Source organism: Roseovarius gaetbuli, assembly GCF_900172365.1.
GTDB lineage: Bacteria > Pseudomonadota > Alphaproteobacteria > Rhodobacterales > Rhodobacteraceae > Roseovarius > Roseovarius gaetbuli.
Genome location: NZ_FWFJ01000009.1, coordinates 67,348 through 87,501 on the forward strand (window position 1 = coordinate 67,348; position 20,154 = coordinate 87,501).

Consider the following 20,154-nt stretch of genomic DNA (forward strand, 5'->3'; position numbering starts at 1 on the left):
GGGCGTGCTCATGGACACGATCTATGCTTTGTCTACGGCGCAGGGAAAGGCCGGGGTCGCGGTTGTTCGCGTCTCTGGCCCAAGCGCGTTGGATGCCTGTCAGACGATCTGCGGTGATATTCCTGCGTTTCGTCGTGCGTCATTGCGTGTTTTGGTGGATCAGGATGGCGCGCGCCTGGACGAAGCCCTTGTTCTGACCTTCCCCGAGGATCAAAGTTTTACTGGCGAGCCTGTCGTAGAATTTCAGGTTCACGGTAGCATCGCGGTGGTATCCGCCGTTCTCGATGCTCTGGCAAAGGTTGGTGGCTTGCGGCCGGCCGAGCCCGGCGAATTCACGCGACGCGCCCTTGAAAACGGACGGCTAGATCTTGCCCAAGTCGAAGGACTTGCCGATCTCATTGAATCCGAAACCGAGGCACAACGCCAACAGGCGCTCCGCGTCTTGGCCGGTGATCTTGGCCGTAAATGCGAGGAATGGCGTAAAAGCCTGATCCGCGCGGCGGCGCTGCTTGAGGCAACGATAGATTTCGCCGACGAAGAGGTTCCTGTTGATGTCTCACCCGAGGTTACCGACCTTGTCGCGGGGGTTTCGTCTGCCCTCAAGCTTGAGATAGCAGGCGTAGCGGCGGCCGAGCGCATCCGGACTGGGTTTGAGGTCGCGATTGTTGGTGCGCCGAACGTGGGAAAGTCCACACTTTTAAATGCGCTTGCGGGGCGAGACGCCGCGATCACTTCGGAATTCGCTGGAACCACGCGCGATGTGATTGAGGTTCGAATGGATCTGGCGGGGCTTCCGGTTACCCTTCTTGATACGGCCGGCCTTCGCGATACCCAAGATGCGGTCGAATCGATTGGGATAGAACGGGCACGGGATCGAGCAGACCGCGCAGACTTGCGGGTTTTCCTGGTCACTGAGGGCCAGGAACCCGAGTTGCCGCCACGGAGCGGTGATATTGTTTTACGGGCCAAGGCCGATCTGCTTGCTAATCCAACTGGCGCTATTTCCGGAAAAACCGGGCTTGGCCTATCTTCCCTTGTGGATGAAATCACGAAAACCCTAAGCGCACGGGCGTCTGGCGCGGGTCTTGCAACCCGCGTGCGCCACAGAGAGGCCATGCAGCGTGGGCTTGAATCGCTTAATGACGCCATGACTCTTATCCCATTTGGCGAAGAGACAGCAGATATTGCCGCAGAAGAGCTAAGGACATCTATCCGCGCACTTGATTCTCTGGTAGGACGCATCGATATCGAAAATGTGCTGGGTGAAATCTTTGCGAGTTTTTGCCTCGGAAAGTGAGGAGTGTTTCACGTGAAACATTTTGACGTCATTGTAATCGGCGGCGGTCACGCCGGGGCGGATGCTGCGCATGGCGCGGCGCGTATGGGCGCGCGTACCGCACTTGTCACCCTAACACGCGAAAGTATTGGCGTGATGTCGTGCAATCCGGCAATTGGTGGCTTGGGCAAAGGGCATCTCGTCCGGGAAATTGATGCCCTCGATGGCGTCATGGGGCGTGTCGCGGATAAGGCTGGTATTCAGTTTCGCCTTTTGAACCGGCGCAAAGGCCCCGCTGTTCAGGGCCCCCGCGCCCAAGCAGACCGCAAAATTTACCGCGAAGAAATGCAGGCAGAGATTGCTGCGCAACCCAACCTTACTGTCATTGAAGGCGAGGCCTCTGATTTCATCCTCAACGATGGGCGCGTGAGCGGTGTCGTGTTGGATGACGGAAGTGAGATTACTGCGGGCGCCGTTGTTTTGACAACCGGGACATTTCTGCGTGGTGTGATCCATATTGGCGACGTGTCCCGGCCTGGCGGGAGAATGGGGGATCGCCCCTCTGTCAAGTTGGCGGAGCGGATAGATTCATTCAATCTTCCCCTCGGCCGTCTGAAAACGGGGACACCACCGCGCCTGAATGGCAAGACAATTGCCTGGGATACCCTCGAAGCACAGCCGGGCGACGATGACCCTGTGATGTTTTCCTTTTTGTCTACGCGCCCTCCCGCGCGGCAGGTTTCCTGTGGCATAACCTATACAAACGAGGCAACCCACGACATCATTCGTGAGAATCTTAACCGATCTGCCATGTACGGGGGCCACATTGATGGTATCGGGCCGCGTTATTGCCCGTCGATCGAAGATAAGATCGTGCGATTTGCCGATAAAACCTCACATCAGATATTTCTGGAGCCTGAAAGCCTTTCGGATGACGTTGTGTACCCAAACGGGATTTCAACGTCTTTGCCAGAGGAGGTGCAGGTAGACTACGTGCGTTCGATCGCCGGATTGGAAAGCGCTGAAATCCTTCAGCCCGGTTACGCGATTGAATATGACTACGTCGATCCGCGCGCCTTGGACAGTACATTGGCTGTCAAAGACGTGCCCGGGCTTTATCTTGCTGGTCAAATCAACGGAACAACCGGGTATGAAGAGGCTGCCGCTCAGGGGCTTGTCGCCGGTATCAATGCCGCGCTGTCCGTTCAAGGTAGAGAGCCCGCAAATTTCAGTCGTACAAATAGCTACATTGGCGTGATGATTGATGATCTGACAACGCGCGGTGTAAGTGAGCCCTACCGCATGTTTACCTCGCGTGCCGAATTTCGCCTGTCTTTGCGCGCTGACAACGCGGATCAGCGGCTAACGCCAATTGGCCTTGCGCTTGGGTGTGTTGGAGAGAGCCGAAAAGCCAGTTTTGAGGATAAAATGGCTCGCCTCACCAGTGGCCGCGCGATCCTTGAAGGTAAGAGCTTCACGCCGCGAGAGCTTTCAGAGTCTGGGCTCAAAATCTCTCAAGATGGCGCCCGACGGAGCGGGTTTCAAATACTTGCTTATCCTGACGTGACGTTTTCGGATCTTTTGCGGATTGATGACAGTCTTTCGGACATTGATCCAGAATGTCGTGCGCAGCTTGAAAAGGACGCTCTGTATTCAAATTACATCGAGCGCCAAAATCGCGACGTCGAAATGATGAAACGAGATGAAGCACAGGTCATTCCCACCGACTTTTCTTTTGGTGAGATTGATGGGCTATCCAACGAGCTGAAATCTAAATTGAGTACCGCTCGGCCGGAAAACCTCGCGCAGGCAGCCCGGATTGATGGAATGACGCCCGTCGCCCTCACGCTTATTCTTGCGAGGTTGCGTCATGGGCGCCGGGACCAGTCCGCATGAGTGTGGCGTTGAATGTTTCACGTGAAACAATGGACCGGCTGGAAACCTACGCAGAACTGCTGCGGAAATGGAATCCAAAGATAAACCTCGTCTCAAAGAGCACGATTGATGACCTTTGGTCGCGCCACATCATGGATTCCGCCCAAATCTATAGTCTTGCGCCTCACACCGTTGGGCACTGGGCGGACCTTGGGTCAGGAGGCGGATTTCCCGGGCTTGTTATTGCAATTATGGCTGCTGATCAAAATTCACCTCAAAAGACAACTCTTGTCGAAAGCGACGCTCGCAAGTGCGCCTTTCTTCGAACGGTCATTCGAGAAACCGAGGCCAATGCGGTGGTGCTGAACGAGCGCATCGAAACCCTACCTTCCCTTGCGGCTGATATTCTTTCAGCTCGGGCGCTTGGCAGTCTGGAGCTGCTCTTATCTTTTGCGGATCGGCACCTGGCCAAGACGGGAACGGCGATTTTTCCCAAGGGAGCGAGCTGGGAAAAAGAGTTGGCGGATGCGCAATCTAAGTGGAAGTTTGATTACCAGCTTGTTAAAAGTGAGACAGAATCCGGTCCCGTCATTATGAAGATAACAGGAGTTTCCCGTGTCTGATCCAACTCGCCCACGCGGACCAAAGATCATCGCGATTGCCAATCAAAAGGGCGGCGTTGGAAAAACGACGACGACGATAAATCTTGGCGCGGCATTGGCCGAGGCTGGCGCTCGGGTTCTGATTGTTGATCTTGATCCGCAGGGAAATGCCTCGACAGGACTAGGGATAGAGGCCGATGCGCGCGAATACACAACATATGACTTTTTGCTTGATGAGATCACCCTTGGTGAGGTGATCCAAAAGACGGCAGATGAAAACCTCATGATCATTCCTGCGACGGTTGATCTCTCGTCGGCGGATATTGAGCTTATCTCGAACGAGAAGCGAAGCTTTCTCTTGCATGATGCGTTGCGACAGCACGCGATTGACGCTTATGCGCTTGATTATGTGCTGATTGATTGCCCGCCTTCTCTTAACCTTTTGACGGTAAACGCGATGGTTGCGGCCCATTCCGTCCTTGTGCCGTTGCAGAGTGAATTTTTTGCGCTTGAAGGTTTGTCACAGCTCATGTTGACGATCCGCGAGGTCCGCCAGACGGCCAATGCAAACCTTCGTATAGAAGGGGTTGTATTGACGATGTTTGACGCCCGCAACAATCTTTCGTCTCAGGTTGAACAGGATGCTCGGGAAAATCTTGGGGATTTGGTCTTTCAAACGAGAATTCCACGCAACGTTCGGGTCAGCGAGGCGCCATCCTATGCGGTTTCCGTGCTGAGCTATGATTCCAACTCAAAAGGAGCGCAGGCCTATCGCGATCTTGCGCAGGAATTGATGCAAAACAACGCGCGCGCCGCTGCCTGAACCGAAAAGGACAAAAGATATGGCCAGTAAGAAAACTCAGCAGCGCGGCCTTGGGCGCGGCCTTTCGGCGCTAATGGCAGATGTCGGCGATGATGCGCGTGCATCCGCAGCAGGTGGGTCAAAGCGCCCGGATCTTATGGTTCCGGTCGAGAAGGTTCAGCCAAACCCCGATCAGCCGCGCCGCAGCTTTGATCAGGAGCTTTTGCAGGACCTGGCCAATTCCATCGCCGAGAAAGGGGTTATTCAGCCGCTGATCGTGCGCCCAAACCCGCGCCGTGAGGGTGAATATGAAATCGTCGCGGGCGAACGCCGCTGGCGTGCGGCGCAGATGGCGAAACTTCACGAAATTCCTGTTCTTGTACGTGACTTCAACGACACCGAGGTGTTGGAAGTTGCGATTATCGAGAACATTCAGAGAGCTGATCTAAATCCGGTGGAAGAAGCGACCGGATATAATCAACTGATGCACAAATTTGGCCACACTCAGGAAAAGCTTGCCGAGGTGCTGGGCAAAAGCCGGAGCCATATCGCAAACAGTGTGCGGTTGCTCAACTTGCCCGAAGAGGTTTTGGCCTATGTGCGCGAAGGAAAGCTGTCATCGGGCCACGCGCGTGCCTTGATCACAGCGGATGATCCCGCCGCCCTCGCGCGTCAGGTGATCCAAAAGAACCTTTCGGTGCGGGAAACGGAAAAGCTCGTTAAGACGGGAATTGGCAATATTTTCAACGAGGGCGGAGCGACGGTAAAGCCCCGCAAAGCGCCGGAGAAAGACGCCGACACCAAGGCGCTTGAGGGCGATCTTTCGGCGAATCTTGGTATGAAGGTGGCAATCAACCATACCGCCGGCCAAGAAAACGGCCAGATTACAATCAGCTATGACTCGCTTGATCAACTTGATCGACTCTGCGGGCTTCTCAGCAGCTAATAGTCACTATTCCGGCAAAAGATCACGAATAACGGCGTTCAGCACCGCGCGACCCTGCCGGGTTGCGCGCATAGCGTTTGCCTTGGTTTCGATCATGCCGATCTCTTGCAAATGGGCGACGGTTTCGGGGTTTAACGGTACACCCGACAGGGCGGCAAATCGCTGCGGGTCAATCCCATCGGTGATCCGCAGCCCCATCAAAAGGTATTCGGTTGCCTGATCCTGCGCGCTAAGCGCTTTGGCGCGTTTCTCGGCATTGCCCTGTTCGACCGATGTTAACCAACGTTCGGGCGACGAGAAGGCCTCGGTCGCAAAACGCTGTCCATCGCGGGTGATCCGGCCATGTGCGCCTGGACCGATACCGACATAGTCGCCATAGCGCCAATAGATCATGTTGTGCCGGGATTCTGATCCGGGCTTGGCATGATTGGAGACCTCATATGCCCCAAGTCCGGCCGCATCGCATATTTCCTGCGTGGCGTGATACATGTCGGCGGCAAGATCGTCCTCTGGCAAACCCCGCAGGCGCCCGGCAGCATACCGATCACCAAAGGCGGTCCCTTGCTCGATGGTCAACTGATAGAGCGAGAGGTGATCAATCGCCATACCAAGCGCTTCGCGCAGCTCCGAGCGCCATTCATCAAGCGTTTGATCCTGGCGCGCGTAAATGAGGTCAAAGCTAACCCTGTCAAAGGTTTGTCTTGCAATATCAAAGGCTTGTTGTGCCTCTTTGACCGAATGAATACGGCCAAGCCGCTTAAGGTCGCGATCATTGAGGGCTTGAACGCCCATGGAGATACGCGACACGCCGCCCTGGGAAAAGGCACGAAACTTGCCCGCTTCGACAGATCCGGGATTGGCCTCTAGCGTGACCTCAAGATCGTTGGCGGCTGGCCATGTGCGACGCACACGGTCGAGGATCGCCGCGACAACTTCGGGGTTCATCAAGCTTGGCGTGCCACCGCCGAAAAAGACACTGTTGAGCACCCGACCAGACAGCATTTCGCCGTAGCGATCAATTTCCGAAAGATACGCCCACAGCCAGCGAGATTGGTCAATCTCACGCGCAACATGGCTGTTGAAGTCGCAATAGGGGCATTTGGCCTGACAGAACGGCCAATGGATATAGAGGCCAAAGCCCCCTGCTTGCCAATCTTCAGCCAAAACAGCCCTTTACCAATTTGTTGAACGCATCGGCGCGATGGCTAATGCGGTTCTTTTCCCAGCGATCCATTTCGCCAAAGGTAATCTCATAGCCGACCGGCTGAAAGATCGGGTCATACCCATGCCCTTCACTGCCGCGCATCGGCCAAACGACCCAGCCTTCGACGGTGCCTGCGAAAACCTCGTCATGCCCGTCGGGCCAGGCAAGCACCAAAGTACAGCAAAACCGCCCGGTCCATGGCTGTGCAGCGCCGCTTTGCACAAGTTTGTCATGGGTCTTGGTCATCGCCATGACAAAGTCACGACCAGTCTCTGTTTCGGCCCAATCGGCAGTATAAACGCCAGGCGCGCCGTTCAGCGCGTCAATCTCGATCCCGCTGTCATCGGACAGGGCGGGAAGGCCGGTTGCCTTTGCCGCTGCGTGCGCCTTGATGCGCGCATTGCCGACAAAGGAGGTCTCGGTTTCGTCGGGTTCGGCAAGCCCCATTTCGGCGGCGCCCACAACGCGGACACCGTAAGGGGCAAGCAGATTGGCGATCTCTTCAAGCTTGCCCGCGTTATGCGTGGCCACCAACAGGGTATCGCCGGTAAATTTACGCACCTGTCGCCTCAAGCTGTTTGGCGACAAGTTCGTCGACGCCCTTTTCGGCCAGATCAAGCAGCGTGTTCATCTGATCGCGGCTATAGGTCGAGCCTTCGGCGCTCATTTGCACCTCGATCAGCTTTTTGGTGCCTGTCATGATGAAATTGCCATCAACGCCGGCATCGCTATCCTCGGGGTAATCAAGATCAAGCACCGGCTGGCCCGCGTAGATGCCACAGGATACGGCGGCGACCGGATCAATCAGCGGATCGCTGACAACATCGCCGACCTTCATCAGTTTTTGCACAGCAAGGCGAAGGGCAACCCATCCGCCGGTGATCGAGGCACACCGCGTGCCGCCATCGGCCTGAATGACATCGCAATCAACCGTGATCTGACGTTCGCCAAGGGCAACGCGATCAACGCCGGCGCGCAAAGAGCGGCCAATCAGACGCTGAATTTCAACGGTACGGCCGCCTTGTTTGCCCGCCGTCGCCTCGCGGCGCATCCGGCTATTGGTCGAGCGGGGAAGCATGCCGTATTCGGCGGTCACCCAACCAAGGCCGCTGCCTTTGATAAAAGGCGGCACGCGATCCTCGATCGTGGCGGTGCACAGAACATGGGTATCACCGATTTTGATCAGGCAAGACCCCTCGGCGTGCTTCAAAACTCCGGTTTCGATTGAAACTGGCCGCATTTCGCTTAAATCTCTACCAGACGGTCGCATGATATTTCCCTTTCGCTGTTGGGCGGGGGATACAGGTGAAGCGCCTGCAATGGCAACCCCGATTGACCTTTGGCGCAACCCGTCTTTAATGGCAGACCTATGAGGAAACCCGGTTAGATGAATACCCCAAGACAGGGCCTTGATCAGATGAACGACCGCTCGCGCGAAGTGTTTCGCCGCGTGGTCGAAAGCTATCTCGCCAATGGTGATCCTGTTGGGTCGCGCACCCTCACGCGAGACTTTAGCGAAAAAGTAAGTGCGGCAACGATCCGCAACGTGATGCAGGATCTGGAATACCTCGGCCTTTTGGACAGCCCGCACATCAGCGCCGGGCGCGTGCCAACGCAGGAAGGCTTGCGGATGTTTGTCGATGGCCTGCTTGAGGTGGGCGATCTTGAGGCAACAGATCGCAAGATGATCGACGACACCGTCGCCACGAATTCGCAAGACGTTGGCGGCATACTTGATCGCATCGGTTCTGCGCTTTCGGGGGTGACGCGAGGTGCGTCGCTTGTTTTGACTCCGAAGCACGAGGCGCCGATCAAGCATATCGAATTCGTTAGTCTCGGGCATGAGCGCGCGCTTGTGGTTCTGGTGTTTTCCGACGGGCATGTTGAAAACCGCATTTTCAATCCGCCCCCCGGCCAAACCCCAAGCTCGATGCGCGAGGCGGCGAATTTTCTGAATTCCTTGATTGAGGGTAAAACCCTGTCGGATCTTCAGACCGTGATCGCGAAACAGATCGCTGCGCGGCGCCAGGAAATTGATCAGCTTTCCCATGCCATGGTCGAAAGCGGCTTGGCCGTCTGGGAAGGAGAAGGCGACGCTTACGAGCGTCTTATCGTGCGTGGGCGGGCGAATCTTTTGAATTCGGGCACCGAGGAAGTTGACCTTGAGCGCATTCGCACACTGTTTGATGACCTCGAACGCAAGCGTGATATCGCCGAATTCCTCGAACTGGCCGACGAAGGCGCAGGTGTGCGCATTTTTATTGGTTCTGAGAACAAACTTTTTTCACTTTCGGGTTCCTCTTTGGTGGTCTCTCCATATATGAACGCTGACCGTAAGATCATTGGCGCAGTTGGTGTCATTGGCCCGACGCGCCTGAACTATGGGCGGATCGTGCCAATCGTCGACTACACGGCGCAACTGGTTGGCAAACTGATCTCGGACCGGAGTTAGAGGTGTAAAATGGCAGACCCGAACAACGAAAGCTTTCTCGATGATATCGAAGAAGCCGCCGCTGAAGAGAACGAACAGAACGAAGCAGAGATCTCTGACGCAGAGTTAGAGCTCGATAGCCTTCGTGCAGAGCGTGACGCGTATCAGGATAAGTTCATGCGCGCGCTCGCGGATGCCGAAAATGCCCGCAAGCGGTCTGAAAAGGATCGACGCGAGGCCGAGAATTACGGGGGCTCCAAGCTGGCCCGTGATATGCTTCCGGTGCATGACAATCTCAAGCGCGCGCTTGAAACCCTCACCGACGAACAACGTCAGGCCTCGGCCGCCGTGTTCGAGGGGATCGAGCTTACGCTGCGCGAGCTATTGAACGTGTTCACCAAGCACGGAATCACCGTGATCGACCCGCAAGTCGGGGATCGTTTTGATCCGCAACTGCATGAGGCTATGTTCGAGGCCCCCCTGCCCGGCACAAAGGCTGGCGAGATCATTCAGGTCTCTGGTCAGGGCTTTATGTTGCACGACCGCATTCTGCGCCCGGCGCAGGTTGGTGTTTCGTCCAATCGCGGTGCATAAAGTTCAAGGCGGGCACTAGCCCGCCTTATTTTTTGCCAGTCCCTTGAGTTCATAGATCAGGTCCAGCGCTTCGCGCGGGCTAAGCGCGTCAGGCAGGATATCTGCAAGGCGCGCTTCGACCTCGGATGGGCCGGCCGATTTGACCGGGGTCGGCGTGGGCGGCATCGCGGAAAACAGCGGTAAATCGTCGATCAGCGCCTTTTGGCGGCTTCCGCCTTCGCGCTCACCCTTTTCCAGCGCATCAAGCACTACGCGTGCCCGCGCAACGACCGCCTCTGGCAGGCCGGCGAGTTTTGCGACCTGCACGCCATAACTGCGATCGGCGGCACCGCGGCGCACCTCATGCAAGAAAATCACGTCGCCATCATGTTCCTTGACGGTGACGGTGGCGTTTTCAACGCGGGTAAGTTTGTCACTCAGATTGGTTAGCTCGTGATAATGCGTGGCAAACAGCGCCCGGCAACCGTTGACGTCATGCAGGTTCTCAAGCGTCGCCCAAGCGATGCTAAGCCCATCATAGGTGGCCGTGCCGCGCCCGATTTCATCAAGAATAACAAGCGCATGATCATCTGCCTGATTGAGGATCGCGGCGGTTTCGACCATTTCGACCATAAAGGTCGAGCGCCCACGCGCGAGATCATCCGAGGCGCCAACGCGGCTGAAAAGTTGGCTGACAAGGCCGATATGGGCGGATGTGGCGGGAACATAGCTTCCCATTTGCGCCAAAAGCGCGATCAGGGCGTTTTGCCGAAGGAAGGTCGACTTACCGGCCATGTTCGGCCCGGTCAAAAGCCAGATATCGCTTTCACCGCCCAGATCACAGTCATTGGCGATGAACGGCGCGCCATTCTGAGCGCGCAGCGCGCGTTCGACCACGGGATGCCTCCCGCCCTTTATGTTTAGCGCGCGGCTGGTGTCGACGATGGGTTTGCACCAATTCTCCTGTACCGCAAGATCGGCAAGGGCGGTGGAAAGGTCAATCTCGGCAAGCCCGCGCGCGACCTGCGCAATGGCTCCGGATTGCTCAAGAATTGCGGCCTTCAGGGCGTCATAGACCCGCTTTTCAATCTCAAGCGCCCGCCCCCCGGCGTTCAGGATCTTGGTTTCCATCTCGCTGAGCGGCACGGTGGTAAAGCGCACCTGATTAGCGGTGGTCTGGCGGTGTTTGAAGGTCTCGTTCAGCGGCGCGGCCAGCATTTTATCGGCATGGGTGGAGGTGACTTCGACGAAATAGCCGAGTACGTTGTTATGCTTGATCTTGAGCGACTGAATGCCGGTCAGGGCGGAATATTCACCCTGCATTGCCGCGATAACGCCGCGTCCTTCATCGCGAAGCTGGCGCGCCTCGTCGAGGTCGGCGTCATAGCCGGGCGCGATAAACCCGCCATCACGTGCCAAAAGCGGCGGCTCGGCCACAAGTGCCAGATCAAGCAGATCCAGAAGCGCGTTATGACCGGTCAGGCCCTTGGCCGCTTCGGCAAGTAGCCGAGGAAGATCAGCACCGGCAAAAAGGCCGGCCACTTCTTCGGCCTGTTCAAGACCGTTGCGCACCGCCGCCAGATCACGCGGCCCGCCCCGATCAAGCCCCAGGCGCGATAGCGCGCGATCAAGGTCAGGCACCCTACGCAGGGCTTCGCGTAAATCGGCGGACAAACGAGACTGTTCCGCCGCAAAGCCGACAGACGCCAGCCGATCGGTTACCACATCCAAGACCCGGCTCGGGCTTGATAGTCGTCGCTCTAACAGACGCCCGCCGCCTGCCGTCACGGTGCGATCAATCGTTGCCAAAAGCGATCCGGCCCTGCCTCCGCCAAGTGCCTGAGTCAGCTCAAGATTACGCCGGGTCGCGGCGTCGATCTGCATCGCGCGTTCTTGTTGTTCACGCACCGGCGTGCGCAAAAGCGGCAGATTGCCCTTTTGCGTGATCTCAAGCCATTCGACGATGGCGCCCATCGCGGCAATCTCTGGACGTGAAAACTGACCAAAGGCTTCTAGTGTGGTGACGCCAAACAGCGCGCAAAGCCGCTTTTCACCGCCCGTACTGTCAAAGGCGGAGCGCCCCAGCGGCGTCAGAGACGCGCCTGATTCAGTGACTATTTCGCCTAAATCACCTTCATCCCCATCCGCGATTACCACCTCGCGTGGGGTAAGGCGCGCGAGTTCCGGGCCAAGCCGCGCCGCAGTCAGGGGCATGACGTGAAAGGCCCCGGTGGAAATATCGACCCAAGCAAGCGCACAATCGCCGCGTACCTGTGCGAAAGCGGCAAGGTAATTGTGACGCCGCGCCTCTAGCAGGCTTTCCTCGGTCAAGGTGCCGGGGGTGACAAGGCGCACGACGGCGCGATGCACCACCGACTTCGAGCCGCGCTTCTTGGCCTCTGCCGGGTCTTCCATCTGTTCACAGACAGCCACGCGAAACCCCTTGCGGATCAGTGTCAGAAGATAGCCCTCGGCGGAATGGACAGGCACGCCGCACATCGCGATATCTTCGCCCAGATGCTTGCCGCGTTTGGTAAGCGCGATATCAAGCGCCTCGGCCGCCGCCGCCGCATCGTCAAAGAACAGCTCGTAAAAATCACCCATCCGATAGAACAAAAGCGCCTCTGGATACTGTGCCTTGATCTCAAGATACTGCGCCATCATCGGCGTGACTGTGGATGGTTGTGCTGTCACGGGGGCCCCCTTTTGCTTGGCGTGACCTTACAAATCCCGGACCGCCCGCGAAAGCCAAAACCGCGTTTCAGTTGAGGCCGCGGCATTCCCCCGCTATGCAGGGTCAAATTCATTCAATGCACAGGCCCGAACATGGCAAAACAAAAACTGACCCGCGAAGAGGCACTTGCCTTTCACCTTGAGCCGACCCCCGGCAAGTTCGAGATTACCGCGACCGTTCCGATGACGACGCAGCGTGATCTTAGCCTTGCCTATTCGCCCGGCGTGGCGGTGCCCTGCGAGGAAATCGCAGAGCATCCCGAGCTTGCCTATGACTATACCAACAAGGGCAACCTTGTTGCGGTCATTTCGAACGGGACGGCGGTTCTTGGGCTTGGCAATCTTGGCGCGCTTGCATCCAAGCCGGTGATGGAAGGCAAGGCGGTTCTGTTCAAACGCTTTGCCGATGTGAATTCGATTGATATCGAACTTGATACCGAAGACCCCGAGGCCTTCATCAACGCGGTGAAACTGATGGGTCCGACATTTGGCGGCATTAACCTTGAAGACATCAAGGCGCCCGAATGTTTCATCATCGAGCAGCAGCTTAAAGAAGTGATGGATATCCCGGTTTTCCACGATGATCAGCACGGCACCGCCGTGATTTGTGCCGCAGGTCTGATCAACGCGCTCTACCTGTCGGGAAAGAAGATCGAGGATGTTCGCATCGTGCTTAACGGTGCGGGCGCGGCCGGGATCGCCTGTCTTGAACTGTTGAAATCCATGGGTGCAAAGCATGACAATTGCATCATGTGTGACACCAAGGGTGTGATCTATCAGGGGCGTACCGAGGGTATGAACCAATGGAAATCGGCCCATGCCGCCAGCACCTCGCTGCGCAGCCTTGATGAGGCGATGGCCGGGGCCGACGTCTTTCTTGGCGTGTCTGCCAAAGGGGCGGTAACACAGGATATGGTTGCCTCGATGGCCGACAATCCGGTGATTTTCGCGATGGCGAATCCCGATCCAGAGATCACCCCGGAAGAGGCCCATGCCGTACGTCCCGATGCGATTGTTGCCACGGGCCGGTCTGATTATCCCAATCAGGTGAATAACGTTCTGGGCTTTCCCTATCTGTTTCGCGGCGCACTTGATGTGCATGCGCGTGCGATCAATGATGAGATGAAGATCGCCTGCGCCGAGGCCCTGGCGCGGCTTGCGCGCGAAGATGTGCCGGACGAAGTTGCGATGGCCTATGGCCAAAAGCTTTCGTTCGGGCGCGATTACATCATTCCCACGCCGTTTGATCCGCGCCTTATCTACACAATCCCCCCGGCGGTGGCGCGCGCCGGAATGCAGACTGGAGCGGCGCGGCGCCCTATCGTTGATATGGATGCCTATGAAGTCTCGCTGAAGTCGCGGATGGACCCGACCGCAAGCATCCTGCGTGGCATCAATGCCCGCGCTCGCAACGCTCAGGCGCGAATGATCTTCGCCGAAGGCGATGATCCCCGCGTCTTGCGCGCCGCAGTACAATACCAGCGGTCAGGTCTTGGCAAGGCTCTCGTGGTGGGTCGCGACAGTGATGTGAAAGAAAAGCTTGAGGCCGCAGGTCTTGGCGATGCGGTACGAGAGCTTGAGATCGTGAATGCCGCCAAGACCGATCGCTTGGACGAGTACAAAGAGTTTCTTTACAAGCGGTTGCAGCGCAAGGGGTTTGACCGGCACGACATTCACCGCCTCGCCGCGCGCGACCGGCATGTGTTCTCGGCCTTGATGCTTGCGCATGGGCACGGCGATGGCCTTGTGACCGGGGCAACGCGGAAATCGGCGCATGTGCTTGAGCTGATCAACCACGTTTTCGATGCCGATGCCCATCATGGCGCGGCTGGGGTGACGGCGCTTTTGCACAAGGGGCGGATCGTTCTGATTGCCGATACGCTTGTGCATGAATGGCCTGATGAAGAGGACCTTGCCAATATCGCCACACGTGCCGCCGGGGTGGCGCGTCATCTTGGGCTTGAGCCACGCGTTGCCTTCGTCAGCTTTTCGACATTCGGCTATCCGCGCTCTGAGCGGGCCGAGAAAATGCACCGTGCCCCCAAGGTCCTTGAAGCGCGCGGCGTGGATTTCGAGTTTGAAGGTGAGATGACCGTTGATGTTGCGCTTAACCCTGCCGCGCAAGAGAATTACCCGTTTCAGCGGCTGACCGGGCCTGCGAATATTCTTGTCGTGCCGGCGCGCCATTCGGCGTCAATTTCTGTCAAGCTGATGCAGGAAATGGCTGGGGCCACGGTCATCGGGCCGATTCTGTCGGGTGTGGATCAGTCGATCCAGATTTGTTCGTCGAACTTTACGTCGAATGATATTCTGAACATGGCGGTTCTGGCGGCGTGTAAGGTGGGCTAGGCGCGGCACCTTTGGCAGGCGTTGGAGTGTGAGTATTTGCGGAACGATGAAACAGGGGATGAGAATGATCTTTAACCTTGGCTCGATCAACGCCGACCATATTTATCGCCTGCCTCATTTGCCCGCCCCGGGCGAAACCCTTGCCGCGGATAACTATCACCGCACGCTTGGCGGAAAGGGCGCCAATCAATCCGTGGCCGCCGCGCGGGCGGGACAGCGGGTTTGTCATATCGGGGCTGTCGGGCCTGATGGCGATTGGATGGTCGATCTGCTTGAGGGATACGGCGTTGGGGTTGGCCATGTTGCGCGGTCCGATACGCCGTCTGGTCATGCGGTTGTTTGCGTCGATGACGCGGGTGAGAATGCAATTGTCATTTTTCCTGGGGCCAATCGCGCGCTTGAGATTGCTGATGTGACATCGGCGCTGGGCGGGGCATCGCCGGGTGATTGGCTGATGATGCAGAATGAAACGAATTTGCAGGTCGAAACCGCGCGTCTGGCGCAGGCATCTGGGATGAAGCTTGCCTATTCCGCCGCGCCCTTTGATGCCAATGTGGTGCGCGAGATATTGCCTTTTGTGACGCTTTTGATGCTGAATCAAGTCGAGGAGCGCCAGCTTGAGCAGGAAATGGGCGAGATTGATGTGCCGCAGCTTTTGATCACCCGTGGCGCCGATGGTGCCGAGTGGCGGGACAATGCATCGGGCGAGGTCGTCTTTTGCCCGGCCTTTCCGGTCACGCCGGTTGACACCACAGGTGCGGGCGACACTTTTGCCGGCTATTTTATGGCGTCGCTTGCGCAGGGCCTATTGCCGAATGCGGCGCTCCGGCGGGCCTCGGCGGCGGCGGCGCTTCAGGTGCAAAGGCCGGGCACTGCCGAGGCGATCCCGACAGGCGCCGAAACCGCCGCATTTCTTGCCTAGGATTGTCCGGCAAAGGGCGCGTCATTCCCCCAAAGCGCGCGTACGCGAGCGTCGCGACCGCAGGCTTCGCGATAGAGTTTGTAGGCTTTTGCCTTGGTACGCGGCCCAAACCGTGTGATGACCAGAGCGTTCCCTTTGTAATAATCCTGATGGCTGCTATCGGCGGGATAGAAGGTTTCAAGCGGAAGAACCGGCGTTACGACCTTGTGCGATAGCGCATCTTGCGCAGCCGTTTTTGCTGCCTCGGCAAGTTGCTTTTCCGCTGAATCAGAGACGAAAACCGCGGTGCGATAGCTTGCGCCGCGATCACAGAACTGCCCGCCCGCATCGGTTGGATCAACCGAGCGGAAAAACAGGTGCAGCAGCGATGCTCGTGAAACCTTATCCGGATCGAAGGTAATTCTTACGGCTTCTAGGTGTCCAGTATTGCCCCTGGTCACCTCTTTGTAGGTCGGGTTTTCGGTTTTTCCGCCGGTAAAGCCCGATACTGCCTCGATGACGCCGGGGACTTTCTCAAAATCGGCCTCGACGCACCAGAAGCAACCGCCAGCGACAACCAGATCTTGCGGTTCGCTCGCCTGTGCGCGCCTTGCATCAACGCACAAGCCGACAGCGATCAGTAATGCCAGCACCGCCGCCTTAATCTCTCGTTTTTGCAGTATCATAGCCCTGCCCTCCTTGGATGTGGTGATCCTGCACCAAATGAACGATCACACCAAGATACGTCCCCGTGAGGTCACGCGCAGTTGAGCAATATTTCGCCCTTGGCATGCGGAGGGCCGCTCACTAGGCTTGCCGAAAACGGGGGATATCATGAGCGAGCACCAGACCACACATCAGGCCGAAGAAGACGCGCGCAACGAGCAGATCAAAATCTGGTTGAACGGTCGGATTGTGCCCAAGGCAGAGGCGCTTGTCAGTGTTTATGATAGTGGCTTCATGCTTGGCGATGGCGTCTGGGAAGGGCTTCGGCTTTATAACGGAACATGGGCCTTTGTGGAGGAGCATCTGGATCGCCTTTTCGAGGCGGCGAAAGCGATTGACCTTGATATTGGTATGACCCAAAAAGAGGTGTTTCAGGCCATTATAGACACACAATCGGCCAATGACATGACCACTGATGCGCATGCGCGCCTTATGGTGACGCGCGGCGTGAAGACCCGACCGTTTCAGCATCCGTCGCTAAGCCGTCAGGGGCCGACCGTGACCATAATCATGGAGCATTCCAAGCCCAAGATTGCCCGCCCGATCCGCCTTGCGACCGTGCCGCATATTCGCGGATTGCCGATGACGCAGGACCCCAAGTTGAATTCGCATTCCAAGCTGAATTGCATCCTTGCCTGCATCGCTGCGGAAAAGGCAGGGGCCGATGAGGCGCTCATGCTTGATCTGCATGGTTTTGTAAACACGACCAACGCCTGTAACTTTTTCATCATCCGCAAGGGCGCGGTTTGGACGAGCACCGGGGATTACTGCATGAATGGCATCACCCGGCAAAAGGTTATTGACCTATGCCGTGCCAACGACATCCCGGTTTACGAGCGGAATTATTCGCTGGTCGATACCTATGGCGCGGATGAAGCGTTTTTGACCGGTACCTTTGGGGCACAAACCCCGGTGGGCGAGGTTGATGGCCGGGTGATTGGCGATGGCGCGCAAGGGCCGGTGACCACCCGCATTCAAGAGCTTTACAAGGCTCTGATTCAGCGTGAAACGGCTTAAACTGGCATAAGACGCAGGGCCTTTTCCCGTGCGGGGCAAACCCCTTTCAGCCCGCCCTGAACCTCTGCATCGGCCAAAAGCGTGATATCATAGTGGGCGCCGTAGCGATCCTCTACCTCGGATTGAGAAAGGGAAAACGGCGGGCCATTCATGACCGATTGGTCGTATTCAAAGGTCACGAGCAACTGAGGCGCGCGTTGCGTGACAGTTGCGATATGACTGGTATAGCGACCGCGCATTTCTTCGGGCAGAGCAACCAGAGCGGCGCGGTCGAACGCGGCATCAACCGGTCCAAGCACCTCGGCTGTCAGATCGAAGATATCGCCGACAAGGATATCAATACCCTCTGCGGCATAGCGTTTTAACGGACCTGTCTGCATCACCTTGGGCACGAGGGGCAGTTCGTCAAAAAGCTGTTGCACCGCGATTTCGCTAAGTTCGGCGCCGACGACGCGATATCCTTTGGCTAAAAGCCAGGCAATGTCGCGGGTCTTGCCGCAAAGCGGCAGGAATACCCGCGATCCCGGCGCAACAGACAGGGCATCCAAATGCGCGGCCAGCATCCGGTTCACCTCACCTTCGTGAAACCCGATCTGCGCATTTTCCCACCGCTCATGCCAGAAATCCGCTTCCATATCCTGCCCTTACCTCTTTTGTTGCATCCGCGATTCGACGATTCTAGACTCATGGTGGTAGCAAAGGGCGTGGGCAGGCAATCATGAATTTTCGTCAAACCGTTATGCGTCGCGATATCGCTCTGGCCGGGCGGGCCTAGAGATGCGGATCGCAATGTGGTCCGGGCCTCGCAACCTTAGCACGGCGATGATGTATAGCTTTGGCGCACGCGCCGATTGCGCTGTGGTGGACGAGCCATTTTATGCCGCCTATCTTATGAAAACCGGGTTTGATCATCCCATGCGAGACGAGATTATCGCGACGCAGCCGACCGATCCGGCCAAGGTGATCGACACCCTTTTGGGGCCGATCCCCGACGGCAAGGCGCATTTTTATCAAAAGCACATGTCGCAACATATGATCGAGGGTGTGCCGCGCGATTGGGTGCACCGGGTGGCTAATGTGTTCCTGATCCGCCATCCGGCGCGGGTCGCGGCAAGTTTTTCCGCGAAGTACGACAACCCGACCCTGGCCGACATCGGCTTTGTCCAGCAGGCAGAGCTTTACGATCAGCTTGTCGCGGCGGGGGCCCGTCCGGTTGTGGTTGATTCCGCCGATATCCGGCGTGATCCCGAGACGATGTTGAAACGGCTTTGCGCCGCCATTGGCCTTGCCTGGGATCCGGCGATGCTAAGCTGGGCGGCGGGAGGGCATCCCGATGACGGGCTCTGGGCCGCGCATTGGTACGAGGCGGTGCATCAATCGACCGGGTTTGCCCCGGCTGAGGGAGCATTACCCGATCTAGATGGCCCGCGCGCGGCATTGGCAGAGGCGGCGATGCCCGCCTATGAACACCTGCGCGCGGTGGCGCTTAGCCTTTAAGACGCCGATTGCGCGCCGCCAGAAGTTTGAGGCGCAGCGCGTTAAGCTGAATGAAACCAGCCGCGTCTTTTTGATCGTAGGCGCCTGCATCATCCTCGAACGTCACGTGGGCCTCGGAATAAAGGCTGTGGTCTGACCAGCGGCCAACGGTCGTCGCCGCACCTTTATAAAGCTTGAGACGCACTGTGCCGGTCACATGCTCCTGGCTTTTGTCGATGGCGGCCTGAAGCATCTCGCGCTCGGGGCTGAACCAGAAGCCGTTATAGATAAGCTCTGCGTACCGCGGCATTAGCGAATCCTTGAGATGACCCGCGCCGCTATCAAGGGTGATCTGCTCAATGCCGCGATGCGCCTCAAGCAAGACGGTGCCGCCGGGGGTTTCATAGATCCCGCGCGATTTCATGCCGACAAAGCGGTTTTCCACGAAATCAAGCCGCCCAATGCCGTGCTTGCCGCCATATTCGTTCAACTTGGTCAGGATCGTCGCCGGGCTCATCGCCTCGCCATTGATCGCGACGGCGTCACCTTTTTCAAAGCTGACCTCGATGAACTCGGGCGTGTTGGGCGCGTCTTCGGGGCTAACGGTGCGCTGATAGACGTAGTCGGGCGCGGCCTCTGCCGGGTCTTCAAGAACCTTGCCCTCGGATGAGGTATGCAACAGGTTCGCATCAACCGAGAACGGCGCTTCGCCGCGTTTGTCCTTGGCGATCGGAATCTGGTTTTGCTCGGCAAAAGCCAAAAGCTTGGTCCGGCTGCTCAGATCCCATTCGCGCCAGGGCGCAATCACCTTGATATCGGGGTTGAGGGCATAGGCCGCCAGTTCAAACCGCACCTGATCGTTGCCCTTGCCGGTTGCCCCGTGTGCCACAGCATCGGCGCCTGTTTCGGCAGCAATTTCGACAAGCCGCTTGGAAATCAGCGGCCGCGCAATCGAGGTGCCCAGAAGGTAAAGCCCCTCGTAAAGGGCGTTGGCGCGGAACATCGGAAAGACGAAATCGCGCACGAATTCTTCGCGGACGTCCTCGATATAGATGTTCTCGGGCTTGATCCCCATCAGCTCGGCTTTTTTGCGAGCCGGGTCAAGTTCTTCGCCCTGCCCCAAATCGGCGGTAAAGGTCACGACCTCACAGCCATATTCGGTTTGAAGCCACTTCAAAATGATCGAGGTATCAAGGCCGCCAGAATAGGCCAGGACAACTTTTTTGGGCGCAGACATTCACTT

18 protein-coding genes are annotated in these 20,154 nt (G+C 57.4%); 11 read left to right on the plus strand and 7 right to left on the minus strand.

Annotated elements, in window-relative coordinates; all coding sequences use genetic code 11:
• Window positions 1-10 precede the first annotated feature (10 nt).
• Genes mnmE through ROG8370_RS06670 form a run of 5 tightly spaced genes read left to right on the plus strand, consistent with a single transcriptional unit; the run spans window position 11 to window position 5,501 of the window.
• Window positions 11-1,297: a tRNA uridine-5-carboxymethylaminomethyl(34) synthesis GTPase MnmE gene (gene mnmE, locus ROG8370_RS06650; RefSeq protein ID WP_085826300.1), complete on the plus strand. Its 1,287-nt coding sequence runs from the start codon at window positions 11-13 to the stop codon at window positions 1,295-1,297.
• A gap of 12 nt (window positions 1,298-1,309) precedes the next feature.
• Window positions 1,310-3,172, plus strand: a complete 1,863-nt coding sequence (mnmG, locus tag ROG8370_RS06655; protein WP_085826347.1) for a tRNA uridine-5-carboxymethylaminomethyl(34) synthesis enzyme MnmG — start codon at window positions 1,310-1,312, stop codon at window positions 3,170-3,172.
• Window positions 3,169-3,774, plus strand: a complete 606-nt coding sequence (rsmG, locus tag ROG8370_RS06660; protein ID WP_085826301.1) for a 16S rRNA (guanine(527)-N(7))-methyltransferase RsmG — start codon at window positions 3,169-3,171, stop codon at window positions 3,772-3,774. Before mnmG ends, rsmG begins: the two co-directional genes overlap by 4 nt.
• Window positions 3,767-4,576, plus strand: coding sequence for a ParA family protein (locus ROG8370_RS06665; protein ID WP_085826302.1), 810 nt, complete (start codon window positions 3,767-3,769; stop codon window positions 4,574-4,576). The genes rsmG and ROG8370_RS06665 overlap by 8 nt, the downstream gene beginning before the upstream one ends.
• Before the next feature lie 19 nt (window positions 4,577-4,595).
• Complete coding sequence (locus ROG8370_RS06670) at window positions 4,596-5,501, plus strand: ParB/RepB/Spo0J family partition protein (RefSeq protein WP_139838062.1); 906 nt, start codon at window positions 4,596-4,598, stop codon at window positions 5,499-5,501.
• 6 nt (window positions 5,502-5,507) lie between these two features.
• Here the strand turns inward: ROG8370_RS06670 and hemW are convergent, their stop codons facing one another.
• Genes hemW through rph form a run of 3 tightly spaced genes read right to left on the minus strand, consistent with a single transcriptional unit; the run spans window position 5,508 to window position 7,975 of the window.
• Window positions 5,508-6,665, minus strand: coding sequence for a radical SAM family heme chaperone HemW (hemW, locus tag ROG8370_RS06675; RefSeq protein WP_085826303.1), 1,158 nt, complete (start codon window positions 6,663-6,665; stop codon window positions 5,508-5,510).
• Window positions 6,658-7,266: an RdgB/HAM1 family non-canonical purine NTP pyrophosphatase gene (gene rdgB / locus ROG8370_RS06680; protein ID WP_085826304.1), complete on the minus strand. Its 609-nt coding sequence runs from the start codon at window positions 7,264-7,266 to the stop codon at window positions 6,658-6,660. Before rdgB ends, hemW begins: the two co-directional genes overlap by 8 nt.
• Window positions 7,259-7,975 carry a ribonuclease PH gene (gene rph, locus ROG8370_RS06685; RefSeq protein WP_085826305.1) on the minus strand — a complete coding sequence of 239 codons (717 nt, stop codon included), beginning with the start codon at window positions 7,973-7,975 and terminating at the stop codon, window positions 7,259-7,261. The genes rdgB and rph overlap by 8 nt, the downstream gene beginning before the upstream one ends.
• Window positions 7,976-8,092: 117 nt before the next feature.
• Here rph and hrcA point away from each other — a divergent pair, with 117 nt between their 5' ends.
• The gene (gene hrcA / locus ROG8370_RS06690; protein ID WP_085826306.1) at window positions 8,093-9,157 is read left to right on the plus strand and encodes a heat-inducible transcriptional repressor HrcA; all 1,065 of its coding nucleotides are present in this window, start codon (window positions 8,093-8,095) and stop codon (window positions 9,155-9,157) included.
• 9 nt (window positions 9,158-9,166) lie between these two features.
• The gene (locus tag ROG8370_RS06695) at window positions 9,167-9,730 is read left to right on the plus strand and encodes a nucleotide exchange factor GrpE (RefSeq protein ID WP_085826307.1); all 564 of its coding nucleotides are present in this window, start codon (window positions 9,167-9,169) and stop codon (window positions 9,728-9,730) included.
• Between the two features lie 15 nt (window positions 9,731-9,745).
• On the opposite strand, the gene mutS is transcribed toward ROG8370_RS06695, so the two are convergent.
• Window positions 9,746-12,373, minus strand: a complete 2,628-nt coding sequence (mutS, locus tag ROG8370_RS06700; RefSeq protein ID WP_085826308.1) for a DNA mismatch repair protein MutS — start codon at window positions 12,371-12,373, stop codon at window positions 9,746-9,748.
• 162 nt (window positions 12,374-12,535) lie between these two features.
• Between mutS and ROG8370_RS06705 the strand changes: the two genes are divergently transcribed.
• Both ROG8370_RS06705 and ROG8370_RS06710 read left to right on the plus strand, forming a co-directional pair.
• Window positions 12,536-14,791, plus strand: coding sequence for an NADP-dependent malic enzyme (locus ROG8370_RS06705; RefSeq protein ID WP_085826309.1), 2,256 nt, complete (start codon window positions 12,536-12,538; stop codon window positions 14,789-14,791).
• Window positions 14,792-14,855: 64 nt separating this feature from the next.
• Window positions 14,856-15,713, plus strand: a complete 858-nt coding sequence (locus ROG8370_RS06710; protein WP_085826310.1) for a ribokinase — start codon at window positions 14,856-14,858, stop codon at window positions 15,711-15,713.
• Here ROG8370_RS06710 and msrA read toward each other — a convergent pair.
• Window positions 15,710-16,378: a peptide-methionine (S)-S-oxide reductase MsrA gene (msrA, locus tag ROG8370_RS06715; protein ID WP_085826311.1), complete on the minus strand. Its 669-nt coding sequence runs from the start codon at window positions 16,376-16,378 to the stop codon at window positions 15,710-15,712. The genes ROG8370_RS06710 and msrA overlap by 4 nt on opposite strands.
• Before the next feature lie 148 nt (window positions 16,379-16,526).
• On the opposite strand from msrA, the gene ROG8370_RS06720 reads away from it, so the two are divergent.
• Window positions 16,527-17,435 (plus strand): D-amino acid aminotransferase, encoded by a 909-nt coding sequence (locus tag ROG8370_RS06720; protein ID WP_085826312.1) that lies wholly within the window; start codon window positions 16,527-16,529, stop codon window positions 17,433-17,435.
• Here the strand turns inward: ROG8370_RS06720 and tmpT are convergent.
• Window positions 17,432-18,070 carry a thiopurine S-methyltransferase gene (tmpT, locus tag ROG8370_RS06725; protein WP_085826313.1) on the minus strand — a complete coding sequence of 213 codons (639 nt, stop codon included), beginning with the start codon at window positions 18,068-18,070 and terminating at the stop codon, window positions 17,432-17,434. The two genes, ROG8370_RS06720 and tmpT, sit on opposite strands and share 4 nt — an antisense overlap.
• A 142-nt stretch (window positions 18,071-18,212) precedes the next feature.
• Here tmpT and ROG8370_RS06730 point away from each other — a divergent pair, with 142 nt between their 5' ends.
• Window positions 18,213-18,932 carry a sulfotransferase-like domain-containing protein gene (locus ROG8370_RS06730; RefSeq protein ID WP_085826314.1) on the plus strand — a complete coding sequence of 240 codons (720 nt, stop codon included), beginning with the start codon at window positions 18,213-18,215 and terminating at the stop codon, window positions 18,930-18,932.
• Here ROG8370_RS06730 and ROG8370_RS06735 read toward each other — a convergent pair.
• Entirely contained in the window at window positions 18,922-20,148 is a 1,227-nt protein-coding gene (locus ROG8370_RS06735) for an argininosuccinate synthase (RefSeq protein WP_085826315.1), read from the minus strand. The two genes, ROG8370_RS06730 and ROG8370_RS06735, sit on opposite strands and share 11 nt — an antisense overlap.
• Window positions 20,149-20,154 lie beyond the last annotated feature (6 nt).